The organism is Nocardia bhagyanarayanae (genome assembly GCF_006716565.1).
Lineage (GTDB): Bacteria > Actinomycetota > Actinomycetes > Mycobacteriales > Mycobacteriaceae > Nocardia > Nocardia bhagyanarayanae.
The window spans coordinates 1,934,835-1,961,228 of the sequence record NZ_VFPG01000001.1 but is presented as its reverse complement, the minus strand read 5'-3'; the positions used below and the strand labels follow the sequence as shown (position 1 = coordinate 1,961,228).

General features: G+C 67.6%; 23 protein-coding genes. 14 read left to right on the top strand and 9 right to left on the bottom strand.

The features are described from left to right. Positions 1–825: 825 nt before the first annotated feature. Positions 826–1,509 (bottom strand): TetR/AcrR family transcriptional regulator, encoded by a 684-nt coding sequence (locus FB390_RS08200; RefSeq protein ID WP_141808416.1) that lies wholly within the window; start codon positions 1,507–1,509, stop codon positions 826–828. A 139-nt stretch (positions 1,510–1,648) separates the two neighbouring features. On the opposite strand from FB390_RS08200, the gene FB390_RS08195 reads away from it, so the two are divergent. The 3 genes from FB390_RS08195 to thiC all read left to right on the top strand — a co-directional run bounded on the left by FB390_RS08195 (position 1,649) and on the right by thiC (position 5,523). Next, complete coding sequence (locus FB390_RS08195) at positions 1,649–2,992, top strand: lipase family protein (RefSeq protein ID WP_141808415.1); 1,344 nt, start codon at positions 1,649–1,651, stop codon at positions 2,990–2,992. A 121-nt stretch (positions 2,993–3,113) separates the two neighbouring features. Then, entirely contained in the window at positions 3,114–3,587 is a 474-nt protein-coding gene (locus FB390_RS08190) for a VOC family protein (RefSeq protein WP_141808414.1), read from the top strand. A gap of 298 nt (positions 3,588–3,885) precedes the next feature. Further along, positions 3,886–5,523: a phosphomethylpyrimidine synthase ThiC gene (gene thiC / locus FB390_RS08185; protein ID WP_141808413.1), complete on the top strand. Its 1,638-nt coding sequence runs from the start codon at positions 3,886–3,888 to the stop codon at positions 5,521–5,523. Between the two features lie 574 nt (positions 5,524–6,097). Here thiC and FB390_RS08180 read toward each other — a convergent pair. Next, a complete protein-coding gene (locus tag FB390_RS08180) occupies positions 6,098–6,652 on the bottom strand; it encodes a TetR/AcrR family transcriptional regulator (RefSeq protein ID WP_141808412.1) in 555 nt (184 codons plus the stop codon). A gap of 41 nt (positions 6,653–6,693) precedes the next feature. On the opposite strand from FB390_RS08180, the gene FB390_RS08175 reads away from it, so the two are divergent. Together FB390_RS08175 and FB390_RS08170 are read left to right on the top strand one after the other, a co-directional pair. Further along, positions 6,694–7,938 carry a KasA/KasB family beta-ketoacyl-ACP synthase gene (locus FB390_RS08175; protein ID WP_425465851.1) on the top strand — a complete coding sequence of 415 codons (1,245 nt, stop codon included), beginning with the start codon at positions 6,694–6,696 and terminating at the stop codon, positions 7,936–7,938. A gap of 602 nt (positions 7,939–8,540) precedes the next feature. Then, positions 8,541–9,335 carry a thioesterase family protein gene (locus FB390_RS08170; RefSeq protein ID WP_141808410.1) on the top strand — a complete coding sequence of 265 codons (795 nt, stop codon included), beginning with the start codon at positions 8,541–8,543 and terminating at the stop codon, positions 9,333–9,335. A gap of 1 nt (position 9,336) precedes the next feature. Here the strand turns inward: FB390_RS08170 and FB390_RS08165 are convergent, their stop codons facing one another. Next, positions 9,337–9,744 carry a VOC family protein gene (locus tag FB390_RS08165; protein ID WP_141808409.1) on the bottom strand — a complete coding sequence of 136 codons (408 nt, stop codon included), beginning with the start codon at positions 9,742–9,744 and terminating at the stop codon, positions 9,337–9,339. 532 nt (positions 9,745–10,276) lie between these two features. Next, entirely contained in the window at positions 10,277–10,924 is a 648-nt protein-coding gene (locus FB390_RS08160; RefSeq protein WP_141808408.1) for a TetR/AcrR family transcriptional regulator, read from the bottom strand. A gap of 87 nt (positions 10,925–11,011) precedes the next feature. On the opposite strand from FB390_RS08160, the gene FB390_RS08155 reads away from it, so the two are divergent. Further along, a complete protein-coding gene (locus FB390_RS08155) occupies positions 11,012–12,148 on the top strand; it encodes an epoxide hydrolase family protein (protein WP_141808407.1) in 1,137 nt (378 codons plus the stop codon). A 168-nt stretch (positions 12,149–12,316) separates the two neighbouring features. Beyond that, on the top strand, positions 12,317–12,940 hold the full coding sequence (locus FB390_RS08150; protein WP_141808406.1) for an NAD(P)-dependent oxidoreductase: 624 nt from the start codon (positions 12,317–12,319) through the stop codon (positions 12,938–12,940). A gap of 1,595 nt (positions 12,941–14,535) precedes the next feature. On the opposite strand, the gene FB390_RS08145 is transcribed toward FB390_RS08150, so the two are convergent. Further along, a complete protein-coding gene (locus tag FB390_RS08145; protein WP_141808405.1) occupies positions 14,536–15,684 on the bottom strand; it encodes a GTP-binding protein in 1,149 nt (382 codons plus the stop codon). A gap of 133 nt (positions 15,685–15,817) precedes the next feature. Between FB390_RS08145 and thiD the strand changes: the two genes are divergently transcribed. Then, entirely contained in the window at positions 15,818–16,663 is an 846-nt protein-coding gene (gene thiD, locus FB390_RS08140) for a bifunctional hydroxymethylpyrimidine kinase/phosphomethylpyrimidine kinase (RefSeq protein WP_141808404.1), read from the top strand. A 706-nt stretch (positions 16,664–17,369) separates the two neighbouring features. Here the strand turns inward: thiD and FB390_RS08135 are convergent. Then, the gene (locus FB390_RS08135) at positions 17,370–18,092 is read right to left on the bottom strand and encodes a TetR/AcrR family transcriptional regulator (RefSeq protein WP_141811621.1); all 723 of its coding nucleotides are present in this window, start codon (positions 18,090–18,092) and stop codon (positions 17,370–17,372) included. A gap of 24 nt (positions 18,093–18,116) precedes the next feature. Then, positions 18,117–18,443 (bottom strand): DUF4873 domain-containing protein, encoded by a 327-nt coding sequence (locus tag FB390_RS08130; RefSeq protein ID WP_141808403.1) that lies wholly within the window; start codon positions 18,441–18,443, stop codon positions 18,117–18,119. A gap of 136 nt (positions 18,444–18,579) precedes the next feature. Here FB390_RS08130 and FB390_RS08125 point away from each other — a divergent pair, with 136 nt between their 5' ends. The 6 genes from FB390_RS08125 to FB390_RS08100 all read left to right on the top strand — a co-directional run bounded on the left by FB390_RS08125 (position 18,580) and on the right by FB390_RS08100 (position 24,767). Beyond that, the gene (locus tag FB390_RS08125) at positions 18,580–19,536 is read left to right on the top strand and encodes a diiron oxygenase (protein ID WP_141808402.1); all 957 of its coding nucleotides are present in this window, start codon (positions 18,580–18,582) and stop codon (positions 19,534–19,536) included. Next, complete coding sequence (locus FB390_RS08120) at positions 19,533–20,525, top strand: AurF N-oxygenase family protein (RefSeq protein ID WP_141808401.1); 993 nt, start codon at positions 19,533–19,535, stop codon at positions 20,523–20,525. The genes FB390_RS08125 and FB390_RS08120 overlap by 4 nt, the downstream gene beginning before the upstream one ends. A 19-nt stretch (positions 20,526–20,544) precedes the next feature. Next, positions 20,545–22,110 carry a flavin-containing monooxygenase gene (locus tag FB390_RS08115; protein WP_141808400.1) on the top strand — a complete coding sequence of 522 codons (1,566 nt, stop codon included), beginning with the start codon at positions 20,545–20,547 and terminating at the stop codon, positions 22,108–22,110. An 11-nt stretch (positions 22,111–22,121) separates the two neighbouring features. Then, entirely contained in the window at positions 22,122–22,970 is an 849-nt protein-coding gene (locus tag FB390_RS08110; RefSeq protein WP_141811620.1) for an SDR family NAD(P)-dependent oxidoreductase, read from the top strand. A gap of 8 nt (positions 22,971–22,978) precedes the next feature. Further along, positions 22,979–24,022, top strand: a complete 1,044-nt coding sequence (locus FB390_RS08105) for a ferredoxin--NADP reductase (RefSeq protein WP_141808399.1) — start codon at positions 22,979–22,981, stop codon at positions 24,020–24,022. A 115-nt stretch (positions 24,023–24,137) separates the two neighbouring features. Further along, complete coding sequence (locus FB390_RS08100; RefSeq protein ID WP_141808398.1) at positions 24,138–24,767, top strand: class I SAM-dependent methyltransferase; 630 nt, start codon at positions 24,138–24,140, stop codon at positions 24,765–24,767. 98 nt (positions 24,768–24,865) lie between these two features. Here FB390_RS08100 and FB390_RS08095 read toward each other — a convergent pair whose 3' ends face one another. Together FB390_RS08095 and FB390_RS08090 are read right to left on the bottom strand one after the other, a co-directional pair. Next, positions 24,866–25,645 carry an SDR family oxidoreductase gene (locus tag FB390_RS08095; protein WP_141808397.1) on the bottom strand — a complete coding sequence of 260 codons (780 nt, stop codon included), beginning with the start codon at positions 25,643–25,645 and terminating at the stop codon, positions 24,866–24,868. A gap of 133 nt (positions 25,646–25,778) precedes the next feature. Beyond that, positions 25,779–26,393 (bottom strand): TetR/AcrR family transcriptional regulator, encoded by a 615-nt coding sequence (locus FB390_RS08090; protein WP_141808396.1) that lies wholly within the window; start codon positions 26,391–26,393, stop codon positions 25,779–25,781. Position 26,394: the final 1 nt, after the last annotated feature.

The window sequence follows — 26,394 nt, the reverse complement described above, 5'->3', positions numbered from 1 at the left end:
TCGCGGGGCGAATAGCGCGGCGCCTACGGCATCTCCCGGGGCATGTGGCGCGGCCGCAACCGCCGTCGCACGATCGGCAGTTGCGCTGACGTCGTCCGAAGCGAGGAACGGTCCACCGCGAGGTGTGGGCCACGACGTGTCACCGGTCGGCAACGCCGCGAGCGTCGTCATGCTCGCCGCCGGTGACGTGGCCGCAGACATCGCCGCCATCGCACGACTCGTCCGGTCCGGCCGTTTCAGTGCTGGTCTCGGCCCGCCCAGCACCGAGGCGCAGAGTCGGCCGAGCACTCGGGAAGGGCACGCACCACGAGTCGAGGCGAACACCGCACGCACCGGCGGCGCCACATCGCGAGCCCACGCCAGTGAGGTCGCGAACTGCTACGCGAATAACGCTGCACCTCGACGCACTAGCTGTAATGCGGCATGAGCACGGCTGTCGCGCGCGAATGGACCGCTGTGGCGAACAGCCGCCACCACGGCCCCTCCGCTGAGAGTTGGCGGAGGAGATGAGCGGTCCACCACCGCAAGCCGAGGCGGCCACCGAGGCCATCGGCCACGTCGCATCGGGTGCTGCTGGCCGACAAGTTTTTCAACGCACTCCCCCGACAGCGGCCTGCCCACAATCGCGACCTCTGGGCCTCCCGTCACCACATGGCCTCACCGGAGCGGATCAGCCACTAGGCGGCCGCAATCGCCTCCGCACCGACGCGCGTGCACCAGGGCGGCGAGGCATACGAAATCCCGGCGGCCGGTTGTCGGGGGCGCCGCCGGGCGCGCACGGCATCATCGGTTGTTCTGTCGCGAATAGGCCTGCACACCAGGTCTTTACGTCAGCACCTCCCGACCGGCGTAGACCACGCCGACGAACTCGACCAGATCATCGATCAGCGTCTGCACATCATCCCGCGCCCCACCGTCGTCGTGATGGTGCAGCCAGTCGGCGACCAGCTCGAACATCCCGCCGATGGTCGCGAGCGCCAACGCCAGTCGCCTGCGTTGCGCGCGCTCGTCCGGTGCGGGACCCGATGACCACTGGCTCTCCAGGAACGCCGCCGCCCAGCGCCGGTTGCCGCGGCGCTGCTTCTCCACCGTCGGCGAAATCCCGCCCGCCTCACCGAAAGTCACCTTCGCCAGGCGCGGGTCGTCGGCGATGGCGTGTACGAACGCGCCGATGACCGCGGCCGCGCGCTGTCCCCAGTCCCGTCCGGCGACTTCCGCCGCCACCTCGGCGACGCGTTGCTGGATCTGCGCCGTGATCTGTTCGAGCAGCGCGATGTAGCACGCCTCCTTGCTGTCGAAGTGGTCGTAGAACCCCTTCGTGCCGACGTAGGCGCGCTGGCAGATCTGTTCGATCGAGGTGCCCGAAAAGCTCTGTTCGGCAAACAGTTCGGTGGCGGCGTCCAGCAGTTGACTGCGTCGCTGCGCGCTGCGCTGCTCGGCGTCGAGGCCGCGGATCCGGCGCCGGGCCGGAGCCGGGGCGGGCCGCGCGGCGGATTTGCTGCGGGTCATGTCACGACGATAGCGGTCCGCGTTTCAGAAAGAGTCCTTGTTGGTAACAGGAACTCGTGCTGTAATCGCTGCACCGCTGAGGGAAGGGACCGAGGTGTCAGTGATCGAAGGCGATCCGGCCGGAAGAAGCCCAGTGTTCGTGCGCGCCGTAGTGGCGGCGATGATCGTCGCGGCGACCGTGCTGACGGGCGGAGTTGCGGCGGGTCCGGCATCAGCAATGCCGCTCCCGCAAGATGATTCGTTCTACGAGCCGCCCGCCGACTTCGCGAACACCGAGCCGGGGACCATCCTGCGCTCGCGCGAGGTGAAGCTGGCGGTGCTCACCCTCCTGCCGCTGAACGTGCGGTCCTGGCAGTTGCTGTACCGCACGACCGACCTGTTCGACGAGCCCGCGGTCGCGGTCACGACCGTCGTCCTTCCCGCGGGCGCCGACCCGAATCGCTCCCGCCCGCTGGTCTCCCTCCAGTTCTATTACGACAGCGCCAGCCCTTCCTGCGCACCGTCGTACATGCTCCGGCAGGGTGCGGGACCGCCCGGCGTCGAGGGCATCCATTCCAACAGCGAGCTCATCGCGCTGGCCGCGTTGATCAGCCAGGGCTGGGCGGTGTCGATCCCGGACTACGAGGGTCCGCAAGGCCATCTGGCGGTCGCCAAGGAGCCGGGATACATGACCCTGGACGGAATCAGGGCGGCGCAACGTTTCGAGCCGATGGGTCTGAACGCGAATACCCCTGTGGCCCTGTGGGGTTACTCCGGCGGCGGCATGGCCACCGGATGGGCGGCCGAGATGCAGCCGAGCTACGCGCCGGAGCTGAACGTCAAGGGCGCTGCGATGGGCGCGCCGGTCTCGGACGTCGAATCGTTGTTGCACGTCAACGGTTCGATGTTCTCGAGTTTGATCGGGATCGGCATCGCCTCCCTGTCGAACGCGTATCCGGCGTTCGAGGAGGTCACCTACCGCTACCTCACGCCGGAGGGTCGCGCGCTGATGGACCGCACCAACGCGCAGTGTCTCCCGCGCAACGCGCTCACCCAGATGTTCGTGGATTACCAACGGCTGCTCACGATTCCGATCGCCGAATACCTTGCCCTTCCCGAGATTCGCGAGGTTTTCGACGCGACGGTGCTCGGCGGCAACACGCCGACGATGCCGATCCACCTGTACCAAGGCGTCTTCGACGAAGCGGTGCCGGTCTGGACGAACGACGCTCTCGCGCAAAGGTATTGCGCGGGCGGCGCTTCCGTCCTCTACAAACGCGACCACCTGAGCGAGCACCTGACGCTGCCCTCCCTCGGCATGGCCGACACCTTCAACTGGCTGAAGGGCAGGCTGGCGCCGAACGCGCCGGAACAGGTCGGCTGCCGGACCGAGAACATCGTCTCCATGCTCGCCGACGTCAACGCGCTGCTGAGCCAGATCGAGATCAACCTGAACGCCACCTTCGGCGCGCTCGGGTTCCCGATCGGCCCCCGCGAACGCTGATCACCGCCCCGACCGGCGCCGGACCAGTCGGAGCCGCACATTTTCCGCCCGCGGTGCGATGAATTCGGCGGGGTTGGGAAGTCTGCACACGCGAGGACCTACCCCACGTCAGGAGATGGCCATGCAGAAGATCGTCACGAACCTCTGGTACGACACCCAGGCCGAGGAGGCCGCGGAGTTCTACTGTTCGCTCTTCCCGGACTCCAAGATCACCGACATCCAGTACTACAACGAGGCGGGGCCGCGCGAGGCCGGGCTCGTCATGGTCGTCGACTTCGAACTGAACGGTCAGAAGTTCACCGCGATCAACGGCGGCGGCGAGTACCACTACACGCACGCCATGTCGCTGCTGGTCAACTGCGAGAGCCAGGAGGAGGTCGACCGCCTGTGGCTGGCGCTGCTGGCAGATGGCGGTCAAGAGATCGAGTGCGGTTGGCTCAACGACAAGTACGGCATCCCGTGGCAGATCTGGCCGGTGCAGGCCAACGAGCTGCTCAAAGGGGACCCTGCCGCCGTCACCCGCGCGACCAAGGCCATGCTCGGCATGAAGAAGATCGACGTGCAGGCCATGCGGGACGCGTACGAGGCGGTTTGAGCGAGTTTCTCCCCTGGCCGGCCTGTTGCGAATGAGCTGGCCGCTCTCCCGCGGCTCCGGGCCGCATCTCACTCCTCCTCGCAAGCCACGGCGAGGCGTCGGCCCGCGGCGATCACGCGCGGGTTCGGGTCATCGCCGGGCGTGTCCTTGCGGCGGGCGGGTATGGTCGGGCGGGAAATTTCACATCGCCAACGGGGGCTCGCACCAGCGGGCTGAGAGGACGGCTAGCCCGAGAGGGCGGTAAGGGCCGTCGACCGTATGAACCTGACCGGGTAATGCCGGCGTAGGGAGGAGAACCATGGCCACCGCCAACGGCGCCGCCGTCGACACCGTGACCACCGGCCCCATCGAGGGCAGCGTCAAGCACTACAAGGAAGTCGACGACCTGCGCATTCCGGTTCGTCGTATCAATCTCACCAACGGCGACACCTTCGACGTCTACGACACCTCGGGCCCGTACACCGACGACAACGCCACCATCGACCTCGAGGCCGGGCTGCCCAAGCTGCGCGACACCTGGGTCAAGCCGCAGGTGGACGGCCCGCCGACCCAGCTGGCCTGGGCGCGACAGGGCATCATCACGCCGGAGATGCGGTTCATCGCGGCGCGCGAGGGCGTCGAGCCCGAGCTGGTGCGCGACGAGGTCGCGGCCGGGCGCGCGGTGATCCCGGCCAACCACAAGCACCCGGAGCTGGAGCCGACGATCATCGGCAAGAAGTTCCTGGTGAAGATCAACGCCAATATCGGCAACTCGGCGGTGTCCTCCTCGATCGCGGAGGAGGTGGAGAAGATGGTGTGGGCGACCCGCTGGGGCGCGGACACCATCATGGACCTGTCCACCGGCAAGAACATCCACGAGACCCGCGAGTGGATCATGCGCAACTCCCCCGTCCCGGTCGGTACCGTGCCGATCTACCAGGCGCTGGAGAAGGTGAACGGCGATCCGACCCAGCTGACCTGGGAGATCTACCGCGACACCGTCATCGAACAGTGCGAGCAGGGCGTGGACTACATGACCGTGCACGCGGGCGTGCTGCTGCGCTACATCCCGCTGACGGCCAAGCGGGTCACCGGCATCGTCTCGCGCGGCGGCTCCATCATGGCCGCGTGGTGTCTGGCGCACCACCAGGAATCCTTCCTGTACACCCACTTCGAGGAACTCTGCGAGATCCTGGCGAAGTACGACGTCACCTTCTCCCTCGGCGACGGACTGCGCCCCGGTTCCATCGCGGACGCCAACGACGAGGCCCAGTTCGCCGAGCTGCGCACCCTCGGCGAACTGACGAAGATCGCGAAATCCCATGGCGTGCAGGTGATGATCGAGGGCCCCGGCCACGTGCCGATGCACAAGATCGTGGAGAACGTGCGGCTCGAGGAAGAACTGTGCGAAGAGGCGCCGTTCTACACCCTCGGCCCGCTGGCCACCGATATCGCACCCGCCTACGACCACATCACCTCGGCCATCGGCGCCGCGATCATCGCCCAAGCGGGCACCGCCATGCTCTGCTACGTCACGCCGAAGGAGCACCTCGGCCTGCCCAACCGCGACGACGTCAAGGTCGGCGTGATCACCTACAAGATCGCCGCCCACGCCGCCGACCTGGCCAAGGGCCACCCGCACGCCCAGCAGCGCGACGACGAATTGTCCAAGGCGCGTTTCGAATTCCGCTGGCGCGACCAGTTCGCGCTCTCGCTGGATCCGGACACGGCCCGCGAGTACCACGACGAAACGCTGCCCGCCGAACCGGCGAAGACCGCGCACTTCTGTTCGATGTGCGGTCCGAAGTTCTGCTCGATGCGGATCTCCGCCGATGTGCGGGAGTACGCGGAGAAGAACAACTTGACGGATGTGGAGGCCATCGAGGCCGGGATGGCGGAGAAGTCCGCGGAGTTCGCCGGGGCGGGGAAGAAGGTTTACCTGCCGGTGGTTTCGTAAGGGTTGTCGGGGCGGCCATCCTCTCTTCGGAGGGGGTGGCCGCTTTGCGTTTCGCTTGGCTGCCAGGCCTTTCCGCGAGTTGCGCTCGGCATGCAGGCTAGACCCGACCCAAAATCGACGGTAGTCAAATGGTTGCTAATTGATCTTGTAAAGCCACCATTTGACTACCGTCAAAACCATTTCTCTATTGACGGTAGTCAAATGGTGGTTGGGCCCTTGACAGGCCAACAGCTCTTCCAGGCTGGATCGGCCAAAGTACTCTTCCCGCTTGCCCTCTCTAGACGCAACCACAGCCAGATGACCACGCCGGAACCCGAACCACCGCACCCAACTGCGGGAGGTAAGCCGGGTACGGCACACGACGCGCCCAGCACTGCTCCGAGGAATACCTGGGTAGGCAAACTCTTTGGGCACCCGCAACATCGGAAACCGTCACCCCAACGCAACGCCGAAACCAAACCGAGCCAGCCTGAAACAAAACCCGGGCAAGTGCACTAGTTGAAATCCCAGCATTGGGGACCGCCAACTGTTCGAAACCGAAACCCGCGACGTCCGCCGCAAGGAACGTTAAGCCTTAACGAACAGTCCCGTCGATAAGCAGTCGAGCCGCCCTATCGGTCCGCGCGACATCCCCGGTAATCATCCGATCCTGAAGCACCCCCCGCAACCCCGAAACAAGCACGGTCGCAACAACTTCCGCATCCTCCACCCCGAACCGGCGCAACCCCTCCGCGATCGCCGCGACAAAAGTACCGATGGCGTCGACGGCATACCCCGCATACGGCCCATCGGACGCACAAGCCGCACCGAGCACTTGCAGCATCACCTTCACACTGGTCGCTCCCGCGCCGGTGGTGTTGGCGCACCAGAAATCCCACAGCCGGGCACGGAGGGCATCGGCGTCGGCGATGTCGGCGAAGAGCGCCCTGATGTCCGGGCGCTGGGTGGCGAGGGCTTGGACCAGCAGCTCTTCCTTGGTGTCGAAGTAGTAGATGAGCATGCGCGAGCTGGTGCCGAGTTCGGCGGCGAGGGGACGCAGGGAGAGTTCGGCGAGGCCGTGCGCGGCGATGTAGTCGACGACGCCGTCGAGGAGTTCGGCGCGTTTGGCGTGGTCGAGTGGGCGAGCCATGGGGTTGACTGTACCGACTGCTACAGGTATTGATGAAGACCGTGACTGTAACACTCGCTTCAGAAACTACGGACTCCGTCGTCGTCACCGCCTACGCGGCCACCACTTCGCTCGCCGACGACATGGAAACGACCTGGTCGAGCCTGTTGCGAGGAGAGACGGGTATCGGCGTACTCGAGGACGACTTCGTCGCCGAATACGACCTCCCGGTCCGCATCGGCGGCAAGTTGAAGGCGCATCCCGCCGCGCAGCTGACCCGGGTCGAACAGCGCAGGCACTCGTACGTCGAGCAGCTGGCGCTGGTCCTCGGCAGGCGGGTCTGGCAGGCGGCAGGCGCGCCGGAAGTCGAGGGTGAGCGGCTCGCGGTGGCCATCGGCACCGGACTCGGCGGCGGCGACGCACTGATCGACGCCGTCGATGCCATGCGCGCGGGCGGGTACCGGAAGGTGTCGCCGATGTCGGTGCCGATGGTGATGCCGAACGGGCCCGCCGCGACCGTCGGACTCGAAATCGGTGCAAAGGCAGGAGTTTTCGCGCCCGTCTCGGCGTGCTCCTCGGGTTCCGAGGCGATCGCGCACGCCTGGCGGCTGATCCGCTCCGGCGAGGCCGACGTCGTGGTGACGGGTGGCGTCGAGGGCCACATCCACGCCGTGCCGATCGCCAGCTTCGCCATGATGCGCGCGATGAGCACCCGCAACGACGAACCCGAACGCGCCTCGCGCCCCTTCGACCGGGACCGCGACGGCTTCGTCTTCGGCGAGGCGGGCGCGCTCATGGTGCTCGAATCCGAGCGGCACGCCAAGGCGCGCGGCGCCGAGATCCACGCCCGCGTGCTCGGCGCGGGCATCACCTCCGACGCCTTCCACATCGTCGCCTCCGACCCCGAGGGCATCGGCGCGGCCCGCGCCATGCGCAAGGCCATCGAGACCGCTGGCCTGGAAGTTTCGGACATCGCCCACGTCAACGCGCACGCCACCTCGACCCCGATCGGCGACGCCTCCGAGGCGAACGCCATCGCGGCCGTCACGCCGCACGCCTCCGTCTACGCCCCGAAATCCGCCCTCGGCCACTCCATCGGCGCGGTCGGCGCCCTCGAATCCATCCTCACGGTGCTCACCCTCCGCGACCAGATCGTCCCGCCCACCCTCAACCTCGACAACCAGTCCCCCGACATCGACCTCGACATCGTCGCGGGCACACCCCGCCGCCACCGAATCGACTACGCCGTCAACAACTCCTTCGGCTTCGGCGGCCACAACGTCGCCCTCACCTTCGGCCGTGCGTGAGCCCTTCACCCCAGCCCAGAACCGACCCCGCCGCGCCATCGCGCTGCGGCACGCGCCGCACCGAGCCGCCAACTCGGGACACCGGCAGCTCCGCAAGCGACCCGCGTCCGTCACCCGACAGCCGCACAGCTGATCGCGCGTACAGCCCTCGGGCTCCGGCACGGGCCGCACTGAGCCAGCCAGGAATCAGAAGACCTGCCGACCACCCCGCAGGTCACGCGCTGCGCCGACCCGCGATCCTGGCGGCCATGCAGCCAGTCGCATCAGACACCAGCGCCGCGCACTCGCTCTGGCGCGCAGCCATCCCGCTGCCGCAGCCGCGCCCCGCAACGAGCAGCCAGCTCAGGGCATCCGCGGCCGCCGAACACCAGCAACAGCACAGCTGATGCCCCCTGCGCCCATCTGCGCCGGCCACCAGCAGCGCGATCACACGGCCGATCCCGCCGCCGCCCAACCCGCACACCCGGCCGTTGCGCTGCACCACGTGCCCGCCGCGACCGTCAACCGGCCAGGGGCCACCCCACCCACGCGTGGCAGAATCGTTAACCGGACGAACTATTCGACAACCGGCGGTGTGGCCGGTCCGAGGGACGGACGTTGACGTGAGTGATGCCTTCTACCTCCCGGATCCGGACGACCCGAAGCGGTTCATCTCCACCGAACTCACCCGCGGGCCGTGGTCGCCGGATGCGCAGCACGCGGGGCCACCTTCCGCGTTGCTCGGGCACGTCATCGAGCGGTGTGAGCCGCGGGAGGGGTTTCAGGTCGGGCGGGTCGCGGTGGAGATTCTCGGGCCCGTGCCGTTGCAGCCGCTGTTCGCCGAGGCGCGGGTGACTCGGCCGGGGCGCAGCGTCGAGTTGCTGGAGGCGACGCTGTCGACCGAGCGCGGTCCGGTCATGAAGGCCAATGCCTGGCGGTTCAAGCTTGCCGAGCCCGAACTCTCGCTGCCCGAAGAGTTCCATCCGGTGGGCGCGCGTCCCGGTCCCGACCACGCGCCCGCGCCGACGCCGTTTCCGACGTCACAGGAGGTCGGCTTCCACACCGCGATCGAATACCGTTTCGTCACCGGCGCTTTCGGCGAAGCGGGGCCGGCGATCTGCTGGATTCGACTGAAGTATCCGATCGTCGCCGGCACCACCCCGAGCCCGCTGGAGCGCACCCTGGCCGCCGCCGACTCGGGCAACGGCGTGAGCGCGGTACTCGACTGGAACCGCTACCTCTTCATCAACACCGACCTCACCGTCACCCTGCACCGCCAGCCGGTCGGCGAATGGGTCTGCCTCGACGCGGTCACCTACCCCCAACCGCACGGCATCGGCCTCGCCGAATCGGCCCTCTTCGACGAGAAAGGCCCCCTCGGCCGCAGCACCCAAACCCTCTACCTCGGCGTCCGCTGAACTACGGCCGGGTGGAGATCTGCTGGATCGCCCAGCCGTTGCCGTCGGGGTCGGAGAAGAAGAGGAAGCCGACGTTGTCGAGGGGGTGGGGCATCTTCGTCGGGTTCTCGCCGAGGACCTGGATGTCGCCGACTTCCACACCGCGCTCGACCAATTCGGCGCGCGCCTTGTGCAGATCGGGGACCACCAGCTGCAAGCCTTGCAGTGAACCGGGCGCCATCGACGGCACCGCACCCTTGCCGATCACGATCGAGCAGCCGGAACCGGGCGGGGTCAGCTGCACGATGCGGATATCGTCGCCGATCACGGTGTCGTGGTCGACATGGAAGCCGAGCTGTCGCGCGTAGAAGTCCTTGGCCCGGTCGATGTCCGACACCGGAACCACGACGACTTCGAGCGTCCAATTCATGCCGATCCCCTTCGCGTCGCACGGATGCTTCGTTCCTACCACCCAACAGCCGAATTCCGCGCCCGTTCACGATCGGTGCCGTATCGCGCACAAGCGGGCAACGAGCACGGCGCTACGTCGGCGACCACTTCCGTTGCGGCGGGGCAGGCACGTCGGGAGCAGGCACTTCGCACCGCACGGTGGCCGGGCCACGCGGCGCTCGCAGGATTCGATCATTCAGCCCCGCGCGGTCTCGATCGGGCGCGGCCGGAGACGTCCGGGCCGGAACGCATCCATTGGACCGTCCGGCACATGCGTTCGCACTAGTCAGCGCCCACCCGACGGGCAGCGGCCCGCATCAACCCGCGGCTCCCAGCGCCAGGCGAACTCACCTGACGGCGGGGGCGAACCGGCCCACATCAAACCCGCGGCTCCCAACGCCAAGCGAACTCACCCGACTGCAGGGGCGAACCGGCTGGCCCACATCAAACCCGCGGCCCCCCCAGCGCCAAGCGAACTCACCTGACAGCGAGGGCGGACCAGCTGACCCACATCAAACCCGCGGCTCCCAACGCCAAGCGAACTCACCCGGCTGCGGTGGTGGCCCGGGGAGCTCACCGTCCGCGGCGAGTCCCGCGATGAGCAGGGCGAGTGTGCGGCGGCGGAGCTGAGCGGTGCGTTCCTGGTCCGGCATGGTGATGGCGGCGCACGCCTCCAGGATGAGGCCGAGGTCCAGCGGATTCACGTCTGCCCGCAGCCGTCCGGAAGCGTGGGCGCGGCGGATCAGTTCTTCGTTCACCTCGCCCGCATGCACCACGTCGGGCAGCATCGCCTCGTCTGGGGTGAAGGTGCCCGCTAGGTGCACGGTGAGTGAGTGCACGTCGGCGTCGACCACTCGCTCCAGGAAGCCGACCAGTCCGCGCCAACCATCCGAATCCTCCAGTGCCGCATCCGCTTCCGCGTTGTAGCGGCGCAATCCCTCGTGACAGAGGGTACGCAGCAGCACCTCCTTGCTCGGGTAGCGGCGATAGAGCGCGCTGATGCCGACGCCCGCGCGTTCGGCGACGGCGGCGATCGGCGCATTGGCATCGGCAAGAAACACGGCCCGCGCCGCTTCCAGGATCAGCCCGTCGTTGCGGGCGGCCTGCGCCTTGCGGCCCGGCAGACCCTTGCGAGCTGGGACTTCGGATGTCTTCGGCATGAGTTCAGAGTAGCACTTGAAACGGAATGATCCGTTCTGCTAACGTCTTGAACAGAACGAAGCATTCCGTTTCAAAAGGAGAACCCCGTGGCCACCATCAAGCCCTTCCGTATCGACATCCCCCAGGCCCAGCTCGACGATCTGGCCGATCGACTGCGCCGGGCACTGTGGCCGAACGAGCTGGCCGGCGTCGGCGACGCCTACGGCGTGCCCAACGCTCGAGTGCGCACCCTCGCGCAGTACTGGCTCGACACGTTCGACTGGCGGGCGCTGGAGGCGAAGCTCAACTCGTACCCTCAGTTCACCGCCGATATCGACGGCGAGGACATCCACTTCCTGCACATCGAGTCGTCGCGGCCGGACGCGACCCCGGTGATCCTCACCCACGGTTGGCCCGGCTCGATCCTCGAATACCTGGATGTCATCGAGCTGCTCACCGAGCCGGAGTCGACCGATGCGCCCGCCTTCCACGTGGTGATCCCTTCATTGCCGGGCTTCGGATTCTCCGGCCCCACCCGCAGCACCGGCTGGAACCGCTACCGCACGGCGAAAGCCTGGGTCGAGCTGATGAGCCTGCTCGGCTACGAGCGCTTCGGGGCCATCGGCAACGACGGTGGCTCGTTCGTCTCGCCCGAAATCGGGCGGCTCGCGCCGGAGCAGGTCATCGGCGTGCACGTCACGCAGCTGTATTCGTTCCCGTCCGGCGATCCCGCGGAGTTCGACGGACTGTCCGAGCAGGACATGGCCGCGCTACAGCACCTGCAGTGGTTCCACGAGAACAAGATGGCCTTCAACGCGTTGCACAGCCAGCAGCCGCAGACGCTGGCGTTCGCGCTCGCCGACTCCCCGGTCGGCCTGCTCGGCTGGAACGCGCAGCTGTTCGGCGAATCACTGGACGCGGAATTCGTCGTCGGCAACGTGGCGATCTACTGGCTGACCGGCACAGCGGGCTCGTCGCTGCGGTTCTACTACGAGGACGCCCACACAGCCGAGCACCCCCAGGAGCCGACCACGGCGCCTACCGCACTGGCCATGTTCAAGGGCGACTTCCAGTCGATCCGCCGGTTCGCCGAGCGCGACCACAAGAACATCGTCAGCTGGAACTTTTACGACACCGCGACCGACTCGGACGGGGCCAACGACGCGGCGGGTCACTACGCCGCCCATGAGGCACCCGAGGTGCTGGTCGGCGATATTCGTCGATTCTTCGGCGGACTCGCCTGATCCGAAACGAGGCGTCGCGGTCCACCCCGAACGACAAGGGTGGACCGCGACGTCTTTCTGTGGACGTTCGCTTATGCCATCGAGAGTCACGGCCATGGTTCGTCTCGCTTCGCGTTGATGTACTGGATTCAGCAACGGCACACCAGCTTTCACCGCAAGGAGAACACCATGAAAATCGCAGTCTTCGGCGCCACCGGCAGCGTCGGCCGACTGGTCGTCGAGCAGGCGCTCGAGCAGGGCCACGAGGTCACCGCCTTCACCCGCAACGCCGCGGGCGTCACCCAGCGGCACGAGCGGCTGCGGGTGGTGGAAGGCGACGTCTTCGACACGCACCAGGCCGAGAAGGCGGTCGCCGGCCAGGACGCGGTGGTGATCGCGCTGGGCGACGGGCGCAAGGGGAAGGTCCGCTTCGGCGGAACCAAGGCGGTCGTGGAGGCGATGCACCGCACCGGCGTGAAGCGGCTGATCTGCCAGAGCACACTCGGCGTCGGCGACAGCCGCGACAACCTCAACTTCTTGTGGAAGCACGTGCTGTTCGGCATGCTGCTGCGCCGCGCCTACAACGACCACGTCCAGCAGGAGGCGTACGTGCGATCCAGCAACCTGGACTGGACCATCGTGCGGCCGAGCGCATTCACCGACGGCCCGCGGACCGGCAGCTACCGGCGGGCGTTCCCCGGGTCCGAGCGGGGGCTCACGTTGAAGATCTCGCGGGCGGATATCGCCGAGTTCCTGCTGGAGCAGTTGACCGACTCGACGTATCTGCGTGAGGCGCCGGGGATCTCGCACTGAGGGGGCCGGGTTGGCCGTCGAGGTTGTCGGCTTTCGCTAGGGGGATCGGTGGCGGGCCTGGGAGTCGGCGCTGACTTCGAGGTTGTCGGCTTTCGCAACGGGGAAGGTGGCAGGCCTGTCGGCGCTGACTTTCCCAGATTGTCGGCTTTCCCCGCGGGACCGCTGGCAGGAATGGCCGGGTGAACGCCAACTTTCGAAGTGCCCGGTTGGGCGACTGGGATTTGGGGGCAAGCCTCTCAGTAGGCGATGACTTCCGTATCCGCTACGGAGAACGGTGAGCGCTGACTTTCGAGGTGCTCAGTTGGGTCGGTGGCAGGCCTTTCAGGTAGGCGCTAACTTTCGGATTCGCTACGGGGGCGGGCCTGTCGGGTGGGCACTGGCTTCCGAGGTGGCTCGGTTGGTCGGCGGGGACCGGTGGCAGGCCCTTTCAGGTACGCGCTGACTTTCGAATTCACTACGGGGACGGGGGCGGCCTATCAGGTGGGCGCTGGCTTTCGAGGTGCTCAGTTGGGCGACGGGTTCCGGGGGCACGCTTGCTTAGGCACGCACTCGGTCCCAGGTATTCCTCGAACGGTGCTGGGCACGTCGTCTGCCGTACCCGGCTTACCTCCCGCAGTTGGGTGCGGTGTCTTGGTTTCCGGCGTGGTCGACCGGCTCTGGTTGCGTCTAGAGAGGGCAAGTGGAAAGAGTCTTTTCGGCCGATCAACCCTGGAAAAGCTGTTGGTCTGTCAAGGGCCCAACCACCATTCGACTACCGTCGATAGAGAAATGGTTTCGACGGTAGTCATATGGTGGCTTTACAAGATCAACTAGCAACCATTTGACTACCGCCGTTTTCCGAGCCCTTCCCCGCGCCTGCATTGGGCGCGCTGCCGCCGCATCGGACTAGCTTCCGACCTCTGCCCACACCGCAAAGTGCCAGTTCTTTTGTGCGAACTGTGAATAACTGCATGTGACGACCGCCCCTACACCGCAGCTTCACCCTCCGACTCCACTCGCTGCCCTCTCTAGACGCAACCACAGCCAGATGACCACGCCGGAAGCCGCACCCACGCTCACCAACAGCGGGAGGTAAGCCGGGTACGACACCCAACGCGCCCAGCACCGTTCGAGGCAAACCTCGGCCAACCGCGCATGAACGAGCAGGCCCAACCACCGGAACCACGTCGCCCAACCCACCCGACACCCCACCGACCGACCACCACTCACGCGCCTACGAGAAACGCAACCACAGCCAGATGACCACGCCGGAACCCGAGCCCACGCTCACCAACAGCGGGAGGTAAGCCGGGTACGACACCCAACGCGCCCAGCACCGTTCGAGGCAAACCTGGGCCAACCGCGCATGAACGAGCAGGCCAACCCCCGGAACCACGTCGCCCAACGCAACCAACGACACCAGCACCGTTCGGCCCGTGGGCAACCGCGCGTGAATCACCAAGGCCTAGCCCACGGAAACACGTCACAAAACGCAACCAACAACACCAGCACCGTTCAGCCCATGGGACAACCGCGCACGAACTAGCAAGTCCAGCCCCGGAACACACAACCCAACAACCTGATCGCAGGCCAACCACCACCGTCGTCAACCGAGTTCACACGTGCTCATGCAACTCCCCCCAAACCGGAAACGGATCATCGAACTCCCCCCAAACCGCAGGCCCAGCCGCATATTCCGCATCGGTCAACAACGCACCATCCAGCAACGCCCGAACCCGCTCCCCATCCAACTTCACCCCGATGAAGACGATCTCCTGCCCCGCAGGGACTTCCAACGACGACCACAACGCGGCAGGCTCGAAGCTCAAATTCGGCCCGGCCTGCGACCAGACAGCCGCCAAACCCGCACGACTGGCGATCCAACAAAAGCCCTTGCTGCGCAATACTCCTCGCAACTCTTCCAACACCCCCGCCAACCGTCCCGGGTGAAACGGCCGCGAAGCGGTATAGGTAATACTCCGAATGCCGTACTCCTCGGTCTCCGGAACATGCCCTCCCGCAAGCTCTTCGGCCCACCCTTCTGCCTCCGCGGCAACCAAAGGGTTGTAGCGACCGGTACCGAGCACCTCACCGAGTTCCACCACCCCGTGCGAGGCGCGCAGCACCCGCGCCCGCGGATTGAGCCGCCGCACCGTGGCTTCCACCGTCCCGGCGGCATTCGCGCTCACCAGATCGGTCTTGTTGATCAGCAGCACGTCGGCGAATTCCACCTGGTCGACAAGCAGATCGGCGATGGTGCGCTCGTCGCCCTCCCCCGCCTCCAGATTCCGGTCCGCCAGCGCCTGGCCGCGCACCACCTCGCCGAGGAAGGTCGAGGCGTCCACCACGGTCACCATGGTGTCCAGGCGCGCGATGTCGCCGAGCTTGAAGCCGTCCTCGAACTCCCAGTCGAAGGTCGCCGCGACCGGCATGGGTTCGGAGATGCCGGTCGATTCGATGACCAGCTGGTCGAAGCGCCCCTCGCGGGCGAGCCTGCCGACGGCCTCGATGAGGTCCTCGCGCAGCGTGCAGCAGATGCAGCCGTTGGTGAGCTCGATCAGTTTCTCCTCGGTGCGGTCCAGGTGTCCCTGGCCCGCGACCAGCGCGGCGTCGATGTTCACCTCGCTCATGTCGTTGACGATGACCGCGACCCGGCGGCCCTCGCGGTTGGCCAGGATGTGGTTGAGCAGCGTGGTCTTGCCCGCTCCGAGGAAGCCGGACAGCACGGTAACGGGAAGCGGATCTGTGCGCGATGATGTGGTCACGGAGAAATGGTAATGGTTTTCATTTTCCACTAGGTCTCGGAGCCCGGTGGCGCGCCAAGTCGTTCACCTCTGCTCGAGCCCTGCGCGAGGTTCTCGACAGACCCCCTCCAGCCGCGCCGGTTATGGTCGCCCTGTGAAACTGCTGCCCCTCCCCGCCGACGGACAGACTCCGGTCCGCGTCCTCACCATCGCAGGCACCGATTCCGGCGGCGGCGCCGGAATTCAGGCCGACTCGCGCACCATGGCGATGTGCGGAGTGCACGCGTGCGTCGCGGTCGCGGCGGTGACGGTGCAGAACTCGGTGGGCGTGAGCGGCTTCCACGAGATCCCGCCGCAGATCGTCGCCGACCAGGTGCGTTCGGTGGTCGGCGACATCGGCGTCGGCGCGGCCAAGACCGGCATGCTCGCCTCGACGGCCATCATCGAGGCGGTCGCCGACGTCTGCCGGGAAGTCGGCATCGGGCGTGACGGCGAGATCCCGCTGGTCGTCGACCCCGTGGCGGCTTCCATGCACGGCGACCCATTGCTGCACGCCGAGGCGCTGGACGCGGTGCGCCACACCCTGATTCCGCTGGCGACGATCGTGACACCCAACCTCGACGAGGTCCGGCTGATCACCGGAATCACGGTCACCGACCAGACCGAGGCCCGACGCGCCGCCGAGGCACTGCACGCGCTCGGCCCGCGCTGGGCGATCGTGAAGGGCGGACATATGCGCTCGTCCCAACTGAGCACGGACCTCCTCTTCGACGGCGAGAACTTTTACGAGTTCCCCGCCCCGCGCATCACCACCGGCAACGACCACGGCGGCGGCGACACCCTCGCCGCGGCCATCGCGTGCGCCCTCGCGCACGGCTACCCGGTGCCCGAGGCGGTCGAGTTCGCCAAGGAATGGACCCGCCGCTGCCTGGCCGCCTCCTACGATCTCGGCGCCGGCCACGGCCCGGTTTCCCCACTGTGGCGGCTGCACTCCTCCTGAAATATTCCGTGAAGAACAGACCGTCTCGCCCACCGAGCCTGGCGCCGAAACTTGTCGGTGGGCAGGTCCATACTGGGGATGTCGCGAACACAGCCGGCCTCAACGGCGCGGCTCGGCTGAGAACAACGGCGTTCGCAGTGGACGCGACAAGGCGTATCTCCGCATAGGCTCCGGCCATTGCGCGGCCGTAGGAGAGACTCGTTCGGCGGCGCATCTCATGCGTACTTCCGCCTTCGCTCTGGCCATGCGCGGCCTGACGACGGACGACGTCCGGCAGCGCTGGCTGATGCCCCCGTGCCGCCTTCGGGCGGCACCGCCGGGGCGAAACGCTCGGCCACCCAAAAGCTCCGTTAGCCCGAAAGGCTCAGCTCGCCGAAAGGCCCAGCTCGCCGAAAGGCCCAGCTCGCCGAAAGGCCCAGCTGGCCGAAGGGCCCAGTTCGCCGAAAGGCTCAGCTGGCCGAAAGGCTCAGCTCGCCGAAAGGCCCAGCCCGCCAAAAGGCCCAGCCCGCCAAAAGGCCCAGCCCGCCGAAAAGCCCAGCCCGCCGAAAAGCCCAGCCCGCCGAAAAGCCCAGCTCGCCGAAAAGCCCAGCTCGCCGAAAAGCCCAGCTCGCCGAAGGGGACCAGTTGCCGCAGGGGCCCAGTTCGCCGAAGGGGCCCAGCTCACTAAAGGCCCAGCTCGCCAAAAGGCCAAGTTGCCCGAGAGGCGCTAAGTCGTCGAAAAAGCGGAGTGCAGGGGCAGCTCGGCGTTGATGACAATGCCGTTGAGGCGAGCGTTGGCCTCGGCGAGCGCCGAGACGATCTCGGCGATGTAAGCGACGAACTTCTCGATCGGCATCGCATTGGCTTGGAGCCGGTTCGCGCCGAGCCACCAGTCGGTGGCCGAGGCGACCGCGCCGAATATCGAATAGTTGACGAGCTCGACGCTGGCCACGTCGATCGACTCGTCCTCCATCAGCCCGGCGAACATTTCGGCGGCCCGCCGCGCCGACTGTCGTGCCGATTGCAGCGCCCGCTCCGACTCGTCCGCCTGCTGAGTGAAGTGGCTGTGCAGCATGAAACGGAAGACGTTCGGGTGCTCGGTGACCACCAGCGCGTATTCCGCGGCGCCGCGCCGAACCAGTTCGCGCGCCGAGTCGTTGCTCAGATCGATGCTGGAGATGATGCGTTCCCAGAGCATGTCGCGCACCCGGTCCACGATCGCGTTGTAGAGATCGGTCTTGTCCTCGAAGTGCCGGTACAGCTTCGGCTTCGCGGCGCCCGCCTCCTTGGCGATATCGCCCATGCTGACTTCCGGACCGAACTTGTCCAGCGCGCGGAACGCGGCGTCGACGAACTCGTCGCGCACCTTCACCCGGTGCGCGCGCCACCGCTCGGTCCGGGCGTCGACCCGCTTGGGCCGCGCCTGGTCGACTTCCCGGCGGCTGTGCATCACGAATCCGACCGTACCAATTCTTCACTCCACCTCGGTCAACTCGGTCGGCACCGGAAACGGCGGCGTGCTCTTGCCCGTTATCCGGAACCGCCGCCACGGGTCGGGGTCGCCGACGTAACCCTCGCGGGCGCCGTGCTCGGTGCGGATGGTGACCCTGGCGCGCGGCTCGTCGCCGAGCGCCGCCGCGAGATCGTCGTTCGGACGGATCCGGCCGAACCACCGGTAGATGCCGTCGATCGGTTCCCGATAGCCGCGCAACTCGACCTGCACCGCGATCTCGCGGCCGTGCACGACCAGGGTTGCCGCGCCCAGGTAATCGGACCGCGCGTGCGGACTGTCGCTGTTCATCTCGACTCCTCGAAACCCCGTCTCACCTCGACCGTTGACATCGAGTGAGACGTGGGACACACTCGTAAATGTACACGGAACCGACGGTATTGGGTACTAGTAGTTCCGCATTTCGCACAGAGGACTGGTGGGGACGATGACGTCCAGCCGCGACCATGGCTTTCGGCCCGCCACCACGCCGTCCGGCGCGGCCGTGCGCCGCCGTCGCCACATCGGCGACCGGCAGAGCACCGCGCGACGGCTGTTGTTCGCGGGTGTCGCCGAAGCGGCCTACGACCCCGATCTCGACATCGATTGGGACGCGACGCCCGATCCGGCGCTGAATTGGCTTCCCCCCGAGCGTGTTTCGCTGTACGGCAGCAGGTTGTGGGAGCGGCTTGGTCCCGAGCAGCGGCGCGAACTCGGCAAGCACGAGCTGGTCAGCATGCTCAGCGTGGGCATCTACGCGCAATCGATGCTGTCGATGCTGATGTTCCGCGACGTCATCGAAAGCCGCGACCCCGTCGACGATCACACCAGATTCACCCTCGCGGCGATCCACGACGAGAGCCGCAACTCCACCATGTACAGCAGGCTGATCAACGCCACCGGCCTGCCGCCGTATCGCCTGTCCGCGCCGCTGCGCGCGCTGACCAAGCTGACGCTGTGGATCCCCGAGGGCCCTACCGCGCTCGGCTTCCGTCTGCTCATCGAGGAGATGGCGGCGCAGCTGTTGCGCGAGCTGACCACCGATCCGCACATCCAGCCGCACCTGCGCCAGCTGGCGCTGCTGCACGCCGCCTCCAGCGCGCGGCACGTCGAGGCGACGCGCGCGGAGTTGTCGCGCGCGATCGACTCTCGCGGTCCGATCCGCGCCGCGCTGCACCGCTGGGTATTGAGCGCCGTGACCGCGGTCGCCTACGCGGCGCTCGTGCACCCGGCCGTGTACCGCGCCGTCGGAATCCATCCGCTCGCGGGGGCGGCGGCCGCGCTGACCACCGGCGCCTATCGGCGCAACGCACGCCCCGCGACCGCGACGGTGCGCGACTTCCTCCGCGAAACGCACCACAGACCGTGCGCTCGCACGATCAGGAACAGGAGAGCGGTGCGATGACCACCGAGACCACCGGCCCCGTCGTCACCACGGCGGGCGCATCGACGGTGCGCCGCAAGACGGTCGGCGATCGGCAGAAGACCGCCCAGCGGCTGCTGCGCTCCTCCGCCGAACGCGCCTACGACGGCGAGCTCGACATCGATTGGGACGCACCGATCGAGCCCGGCAAGCACTGGATGCCCGAGCACCGGCAATCGCTGTACGGCACCGCGCTGTGGGAACGGCTCACCCCCGAGCAGCGCACCGAGCTCGGCCTGCACGAGCTGGTGAGCGTGCTCAGCTTCGGCATCCTCGCCGAGGCCGGACTGAGCACGATGCTGTTGCGCACGGTGCTGGAGAGCGAGCGGCTGGTGGACGACCACACCCGCTACGCGCTGGCCGAGATCGGCGAGGAGACAAGGCATTCCACCATGTTCAGCCGCCTGGTGAATCTCACCGGCCTGCGGCCGTACCTGCTGCCGAAGACCGGACGCAAGCTCGGTCGCCTCGCCACGTTCATCCCGCTCGGCCCCTCGGCCTACGCGGGCACCCTGCTGATCGAGGAGATCCTGGACCGGTTGCAGCGCGAGGCGATGAACGATCCGGACCTGCAACCCCATGTGCGCCAACTGATGAAGATCCACGTGCTCGAGGAAGCGCGTCACATCACCTACGCCCGTGAGGAATTGGTGCGCGCCATCGAGGAGCGCGGCAAGGTGTCCAACGCCTTCCACCGGCTGGTGTTCGCGGTGATGGTGCTCGGCGTGTACCCCGTGCTGATCAACCCGCGCGTGTACCGCTCGGTGGGCATCGATCCGCTCCACGGCTTCCTCGCCGCCTTCACCTCGCCGAACTTCCGGGTGAACGCGACCTTCGCCGGCGAACCGCTGCTGCGTTTCGCGCACGAGGTGGGGATGCTCGACGGCGCGGTGACGCGGCGGCTGTATCGCATCTCGCGCAGCGTGCCGCAGGACATCCTCGACGAACTCGAGCGCCGCGCGGCGGCGTGATCCGAACGGAAGTGACGCCATGGCAGCGCAAGCCTCGCCCCCGGTGCACACCGAGGTGCTGATCATCGGCAGCGGGTTCTCCGGCCTCGGCATGGGGATCGCGCTGGACAAGGCGGGTCTCGGCGACTACCTGATCGTGGAGAAGGCCGACGAGATCGGCGGCACCTGGCGCGACAACACTTATCCGGGGTGCGCCTGCGATGTGCCGACCCACCTGTACTCGTATTCCTTCGAGCCGCGGACGAATTGGCGGCGGCTGTTCTCCCAGCAGCCGGAGATCTTCGGCTACCTGAAGGAAGTCGTCGCCAAGTACGGTCTGCGCGAGCGAATCCGATTCGGCCAGCACATGGTTCGCGGCTATTGGGACGAGGACGAGCGCCGCTGGCACGCGTTCAGCGCCGACGGCCGGGAGTACATCGCGCGGTTCATCGTCTCGGCCATCGGGGCGCTGCACGTTCCGAGCATTCCGGCGTTCCCCGGCCGCTCCGAATTCCGCGGCGCCGCATTCCATTCCGCGCAGTGGGACCACGGTGTCGAGCTGCGCGGCAAGCGGGTGGCGGTCATCGGGACCGGCGCGAGCGCGATCCAGTTCGTGCCCGAGATCCTCGACGAAGTCGGCGCGCTGACGGTGTTCCAGCGCACCGCGCCGTGGGTGCTGCCGCGCGCCGACGTGGTCTTCTCCGAGCGTTTCCGCACCGCGCTGCGGCGGGTGCCCGGACTGCGCTTCGCGCTGCGCAACGGCATCTACTGGGGCGCGGAGGTCGGCGCCTACGCGATGACGCGCAGACCCGACCTGCTGAAGGCGGTGGAATGGCTCGGCAAACGGCACATCGCGCGCCAGATCGATGACCCCGCCCTGCGCGCCGCGGTGACGCCGGACTACCGGGCGGGCTGCAAACGGCTGCTCGGCTCGGACACCTACTATCCGGCGCTGGCCGACCCGAAGACGACCGTGGTCACCGACCGCATCGACCATCTCACCGCCGCGGGCATCGTCACCGCGGACGGCGTCGAGCATCCGGCCGACGTGATCGTCTACGGCACCGGCTTCCACGTCATCGACTCGTTCACCAACCTGTCGGTCACCGGCCGCGACGGCGTCGACCTCGGCGCGCGATGGACCATCGAGGGCGTACAGGCGCACCGCGGCATCACCGTCGCCGACATGCCCAACGCCTTCTTCCTGCTCGGCCCGAACACCGGGCTCGGCCACAACTCGATCATCTTCATGATCGAGTCGCAGATCCACTACGTGCTCGACGCGATGCGGCAGGTGCGGGCGCGTGGCGCGGTGGCGCTGGCCCCGCGACGGGCGGCGCAGGACCGCTACAACGCCGAACTCCAGCACAAGCTGGCCCGTTCGGTGTGGAACACCGGCGGCTGCCGCAGCTGGTACCTGGACGAGCACGGTAACAACCGCACGCTGTGGTCCGGCTTCACCTGGCAGTACTGGTTGCAGACGCGGCGGCTGCGCCCGGACGAGTACGAGTTCATCGGTCCCGCGCCGAGCACGCCGGTGCGACCGACCGTCGTGCTGGAAGACAAACCCGCCCAGCGCTTTCCGACCACGCTCGCAGGCAATTGACAGGGGATCCCGTGCGCAACTTCGACAACAAGGTCACCGTCATCACGGGCGCGGGCTCCGGCATCGGCCGGGCGCTCGCGCTGGAGCTGGCGCGCCACGGCAGCAGCCTCGCGCTTTCCGACATCGACACCGGAGCCGTCGCCGACACGGCGGGTCGCTGTGAAAAGCTCGGCGTCAAGGCAATTCCGTACCAGTTGGACGTGGCGCAGCGCGCCGCCGTCTACGCGCACGCCGAGGACGTGCGCGCCGAGTTCGGCGGTGTCGACCTGGTGATCAACAACGCCGGTGTCGCGCTGAGCGCGGACGTCCTCGACATGGACTGGGACGATTTCGACTGGCTGATGAACATCGACTTCTGGGGCGTCGCGCACGGCACCAAGGCGTTCCTGCCCGACCTGATCGCCTCGGGCGACGGGCACGTCGTCAACGTGTCCTCGGTCTTCGGGCTGATGGGCATACCGTCCCAAAGCGCATACAACGCCGCCAAATTCGCGGTCCGCGGTTTCACCGAGGCGCTACGGCAGGAGATGCGCATCGCCGGGCACCCGGTCGGGGTCACCTGCGTGCACCCCGGTGGCGTCTCGACCGATATCGCGGTCAACGCGCGCGGTATTCCGGACGGGGTCGACCGGGAAACGGTGCGGCGCGGGTTCGAGCTGATAACCATGACCAGCCCGGAAGCCGCGGCCAAGCTCATCCTGCGCGGCGTGCGCAGGAACAAGGCGCGCGTGCTGATCGGGCCGGACGCACGCGGCTTCGACTTGGTGCCCCGGCTGCTCGGGCCGCGCTACGAGGATCTCGGCATTCCGCTGTATCGGCTGGGCAAGCGGGCCGCGGGCCGTTTCGGCGTCGAACTGTAGGAGAGGCGATGGCGCAGGCCGATTCCCTCGTGCACACCCTGGAAGTGGTGGAGGTGATCAAGGAGACGGACGCGGCGATCTCGCTGGTCTTCGAGGTTCCGGACGCGTTGGTCCACCGATTTCGTTACCACCCCGGGCAATTCCTCACGCTGGAGGTGCCGAGCGAGCGCGCCGGGTCGGTCGCGCGCTGCTATTCGTTGTCCAGCTCACCGCATCTGGACGACGACGCCATCGTGACTGTCAAGCGCACGCCCGGCGGCTACGCGTCGAATTGGCTGTGCGACAACGCTTCTGTCGGCATGCGGCTGCGGGTTCTCGCACCGTCGGGCGTGTTCGTGCCGAAGTCGCTGGACGCCGACCTGCTCCTGCTCGCCGCGGGCAGCGGAATCACGCCGATCATGTCCATCGCCAAGTCGGCGCTGATCGCGGGTTCCGGCACGGTGCTGCTGGTCTACGCCAACGACGACGCGGACGCGGTGATCTTCGGCGCGGAACTCGAGGAGATGGCGGTCGAGTTCCCGGATCGGTTCACCGTGGTGCACTGGCTGGTGGACGAGCGCGGCCTGCCGACGGTGCCCGCGCTGCGCGAGCTGTTGATTCCGTACCCGCGCTACGACGCATTCCTCTGCGGCCCAGCGCCTTTCATGGCGGCATGCACCGCGGCGTTGCGGGCGATCGGTATGCCCGAGTCGCACATCCACCACGAGAAGTTCCAATCGCTGACCGGAGACCCGTTCGCGGACATCGAACTCTCGGGCACGGACGCGGAATCCGGCGCGGCCACCGTCACCGTGACCCTCGACGGGCGCACACTCGAGCTGCCGTGGCCGCGTTCCCGCACACTGCTCGACGTGCTGCTCGCCAACGGCCACGACGCGTCGTTCTCCTGCCGTGCGGGCGAGTGCAGCGCGTGCGCCTGCACGGTACGGGCGGGTGAGGTGCGGATGCTGCGCAACGAGACGCTGGTCGACGCCGACCTCGCGCTCGGCCTGACCCTCGCGTGCCAAACCGTTCCCATCTCCGACCACGTCCGCGTCGACTTCGACCAGTAGTCGTTGCCAAAACAGCAAGGAAACTGGCGTGGGGCTGTGGCCTGAGCGCACCATGCCTTGTGCGGGTTTCCCGCTCGACGAGAACCAGGCATACGCAGGTCAGGAAGGGCGTTCGATGACCGAAACCACCGCTCAGGAGTACTGGGAAGACTTCTACCGGGAGCGCGAGCGGGCCTGGACCGGCAAACCGAACGCGTTGCTGGTCCGCGAAGCCGCCGACCTTCCGCCGGGCACCGCGCTCGATCTCGGCTGCGGCGAAGGTGGTGACGCACTCTGGCTGGCCGAGCGCGGCTGGCGGGTGCACGCTGTCGACGTCTCGACGATCGCGTTGGCGCGCGGAGCCGAGCACGCGGCGGCCGCGGGCGTCGCCGATCGCATCACCTGGGCACGGCACGACCTCGCGCACTCCTTCCCCGAGGGCTCCTACGACCTCGTTTCGGCGCAGTTCCTGCACTCGCCGGTCGCGGGGGACGGTGAACGGGACAAGATCCTGCGGCACGCCGCCGATGCCGTCGCCCCGGGCGGCACGCTGCTGATCGTGGCGCATGCGGGGTGGCCGACGTGGATGGTCGAACCGCCGTTCTTCGAATTCCCCACGATCCCAGGCACTCTCGCCGCGCTCGCGTTGTCGCCGGAGGACTGGCGGGTCGAGACCGAGGAACTCGTCGAGCGCGAATGGGTCGGGCCGGAGGGGCAGGAGGGGCACAGGGCGGACACGGTGCTCCGCATCCGCCGCCTGCGTTAAGGCGTACCTCCGCTCCGGCACGGAATTACTGCCCTGGCAGCGGAAGTTCGGTGGCCAGTCGGTTTCGGCGCGTCAGGTGCTGCGCGAGGCCGAGCCGGTCAGTTCGCGGCGGGGTACGTCGCTTCGATCCACTCCGCGAACGTCGGACCCGCAAGGGTGGCGTGCGCGCCCGGCAGCAGCGTCCCGTCCTCGAACAGCTCGCGGTCCGCGTTGGCTGGGTCGCTCACTTCCTGCACCCGGATCGCGTCACCGCGCCGGGCGGCGAGCACCGCGGCCGCGCCCGCCATGGTCTCCGGCTGCGGTCCGGCGATCTCCGGGAACGGCCCGTCGGTGGTCTCGGGAGCCGGGTTCACCGCCATCTCGACGAGCTTCTCGGCGACCGCGCGGGCGGCCACCAGCTGGGTGCGCATGTTCGGCAGGTAAGCGACCTCGCCCTGGGTGCCCCACTGCATCATCACCTCGACCAGCTCGTGGAACTGCGCGGCCCGCAGGATCTGCACCGGCAGCGGACCTTTGGCGAGCTCCTGCTCGTGCACCAGCTTCGCGGCGTTGTAGCCCGCGACGGCGTTGTCGATACCGATGATGGACACCACGACCAGCCGCTCGACGCCCGCCTTGCTGCCCGCCTCGTGCAGGTTGCGCGCGGCGGCGGTGAAGAACTCGGTGGCGATGTCCTTGTCCGCGGACGGCGTGCTGGAGGCGTCGATCACCACGTCGACGCCGGCCAGCGCCTCGGCGAGACCGGCGCCGGTCTCGATGTCCACGCCGTCGGCGCGGGAGAAGGCCACCACCTCGTGGCCCTGCTCGTTCAGCACGTCGACGACGTGGCGGCCGAGGCGTCCGGTGGCTCCGGCGACGGCGATCTTGGTGGCGTTCATGTCCTGCTCCTTCTGCTGCACTGCGGTGTTCCGCGTTCACAGAGAGGACGACACAGGTTGGGCGAGTGTGACATCGGGACGAACATGCGGGTCAGCGACCACGTTCGTCTACCGCGAGCCGCGCAGGAAGAATTCAGCGCGGCGCGGTGAGCGCCGAATGCAACGTCGCCGACCACTGCTGGACGATCTCCTTGCGGCGAGCCGAGTCGTCGGTGAGGACGTCGGCGAGGCCGAGACCACGCGCCAAGTCGAGCGTGGCCTGCACCAGGTGATGCGCCACGGGGTCGGAGTCGTCGACGCCGAGCGCCTCGACGGCCCTGCGGTGCGCGATCCGGCCGAACTTCGCCTCCAAGGGCACGATGCGTTCGCGCAGCACCGGGTCGGCGGCCGCGTGCGTCCACACCTGCAACGCCGCCTTGAACAGCGGGGACGTGTAGGACTCGACCAGTCCCGCGACGACGGCCTGGGTCCGGCCCGCGCCCTCGGCCACCCCGGCGATCGTCAGCGCCTCCGCCTTGGCCTGGTCCATGCGGGTGTCGAACATGTACTCCAGCGCGCCCGTGATCAGGTCCTCCCTGGTCGGGAAGTGGTGCTGGGCCGCACCGCGCGACACGCCCGCCCGTTCGGCGACCACCGCGACCGTCGCGGCAGCCCAGCCCATCTCGGCGAGGCAGTCGATGGTCGCCTCGAGCAGGCGCTGCCTCGTCGCTCGGCTGCGGTCCTGCTTGGGTTCGTGGGGTGTCGCCATG

Excerpts from the sequence above, each read along its gene's own strand:
- FB390_RS08180 (WP_141808412.1), bottom strand. The coding sequence starts at position 6,652 with ATGGCTCGCCCACTCGACCACGCCAAACGCGCCGAACTCCTCGACGGC.
- thiC (WP_141808413.1), top strand. The coding sequence starts at position 3,886 with ATGGCCACCGCCAACGGCGCCGCCGTCGACACCGTGACCACCGGCCCC.
- FB390_RS08165 (WP_141808409.1), bottom strand. The coding sequence starts at position 9,744 with ATGAATTGGACGCTCGAAGTCGTCGTGGTTCCGGTGTCGGACATCGAC.
- FB390_RS08200 (WP_141808416.1), bottom strand. The coding sequence starts at position 1,509 with ATGACCCGCAGCAAATCCGCCGCGCGGCCCGCCCCGGCTCCGGCCCGG.
- FB390_RS08130 (WP_141808403.1), bottom strand. The coding sequence starts at position 18,443 with ATGAACAGCGACAGTCCGCACGCGCGGTCCGATTACCTGGGCGCGGCA.
- FB390_RS08135 (WP_141811621.1), bottom strand. The coding sequence starts at position 18,092 with ATGCACAGCCGCCGGGAAGTCGACCAGGCGCGGCCCAAGCGGGTCGAC.
- FB390_RS08120 (WP_141808401.1), top strand. The coding sequence starts at position 19,533 with ATGACCACCGAGACCACCGGCCCCGTCGTCACCACGGCGGGCGCATCG.
- FB390_RS08190 (WP_141808414.1), top strand. The coding sequence starts at position 3,114 with ATGCAGAAGATCGTCACGAACCTCTGGTACGACACCCAGGCCGAGGAG.
- FB390_RS08150 (WP_141808406.1), top strand. The coding sequence starts at position 12,317 with ATGAAAATCGCAGTCTTCGGCGCCACCGGCAGCGTCGGCCGACTGGTC.
- FB390_RS08125 (WP_141808402.1), top strand. The coding sequence starts at position 18,580 with ATGACGTCCAGCCGCGACCATGGCTTTCGGCCCGCCACCACGCCGTCC.
- FB390_RS08115 (WP_141808400.1), top strand. The coding sequence starts at position 20,545 with ATGGCAGCGCAAGCCTCGCCCCCGGTGCACACCGAGGTGCTGATCATC.
- FB390_RS08090 (WP_141808396.1), bottom strand. The coding sequence starts at position 26,393 with ATGGCGACACCCCACGAACCCAAGCAGGACCGCAGCCGAGCGACGAGG.
- FB390_RS08160 (WP_141808408.1), bottom strand. The coding sequence starts at position 10,924 with ATGCCGAAGACATCCGAAGTCCCAGCTCGCAAGGGTCTGCCGGGCCGC.
- FB390_RS08095 (WP_141808397.1), bottom strand. The coding sequence starts at position 25,645 with ATGAACGCCACCAAGATCGCCGTCGCCGGAGCCACCGGACGCCTCGGC.
- FB390_RS08100 (WP_141808398.1), top strand. The coding sequence starts at position 24,138 with ATGACCGAAACCACCGCTCAGGAGTACTGGGAAGACTTCTACCGGGAG.
- FB390_RS08105 (WP_141808399.1), top strand. The coding sequence starts at position 22,979 with ATGGCGCAGGCCGATTCCCTCGTGCACACCCTGGAAGTGGTGGAGGTG.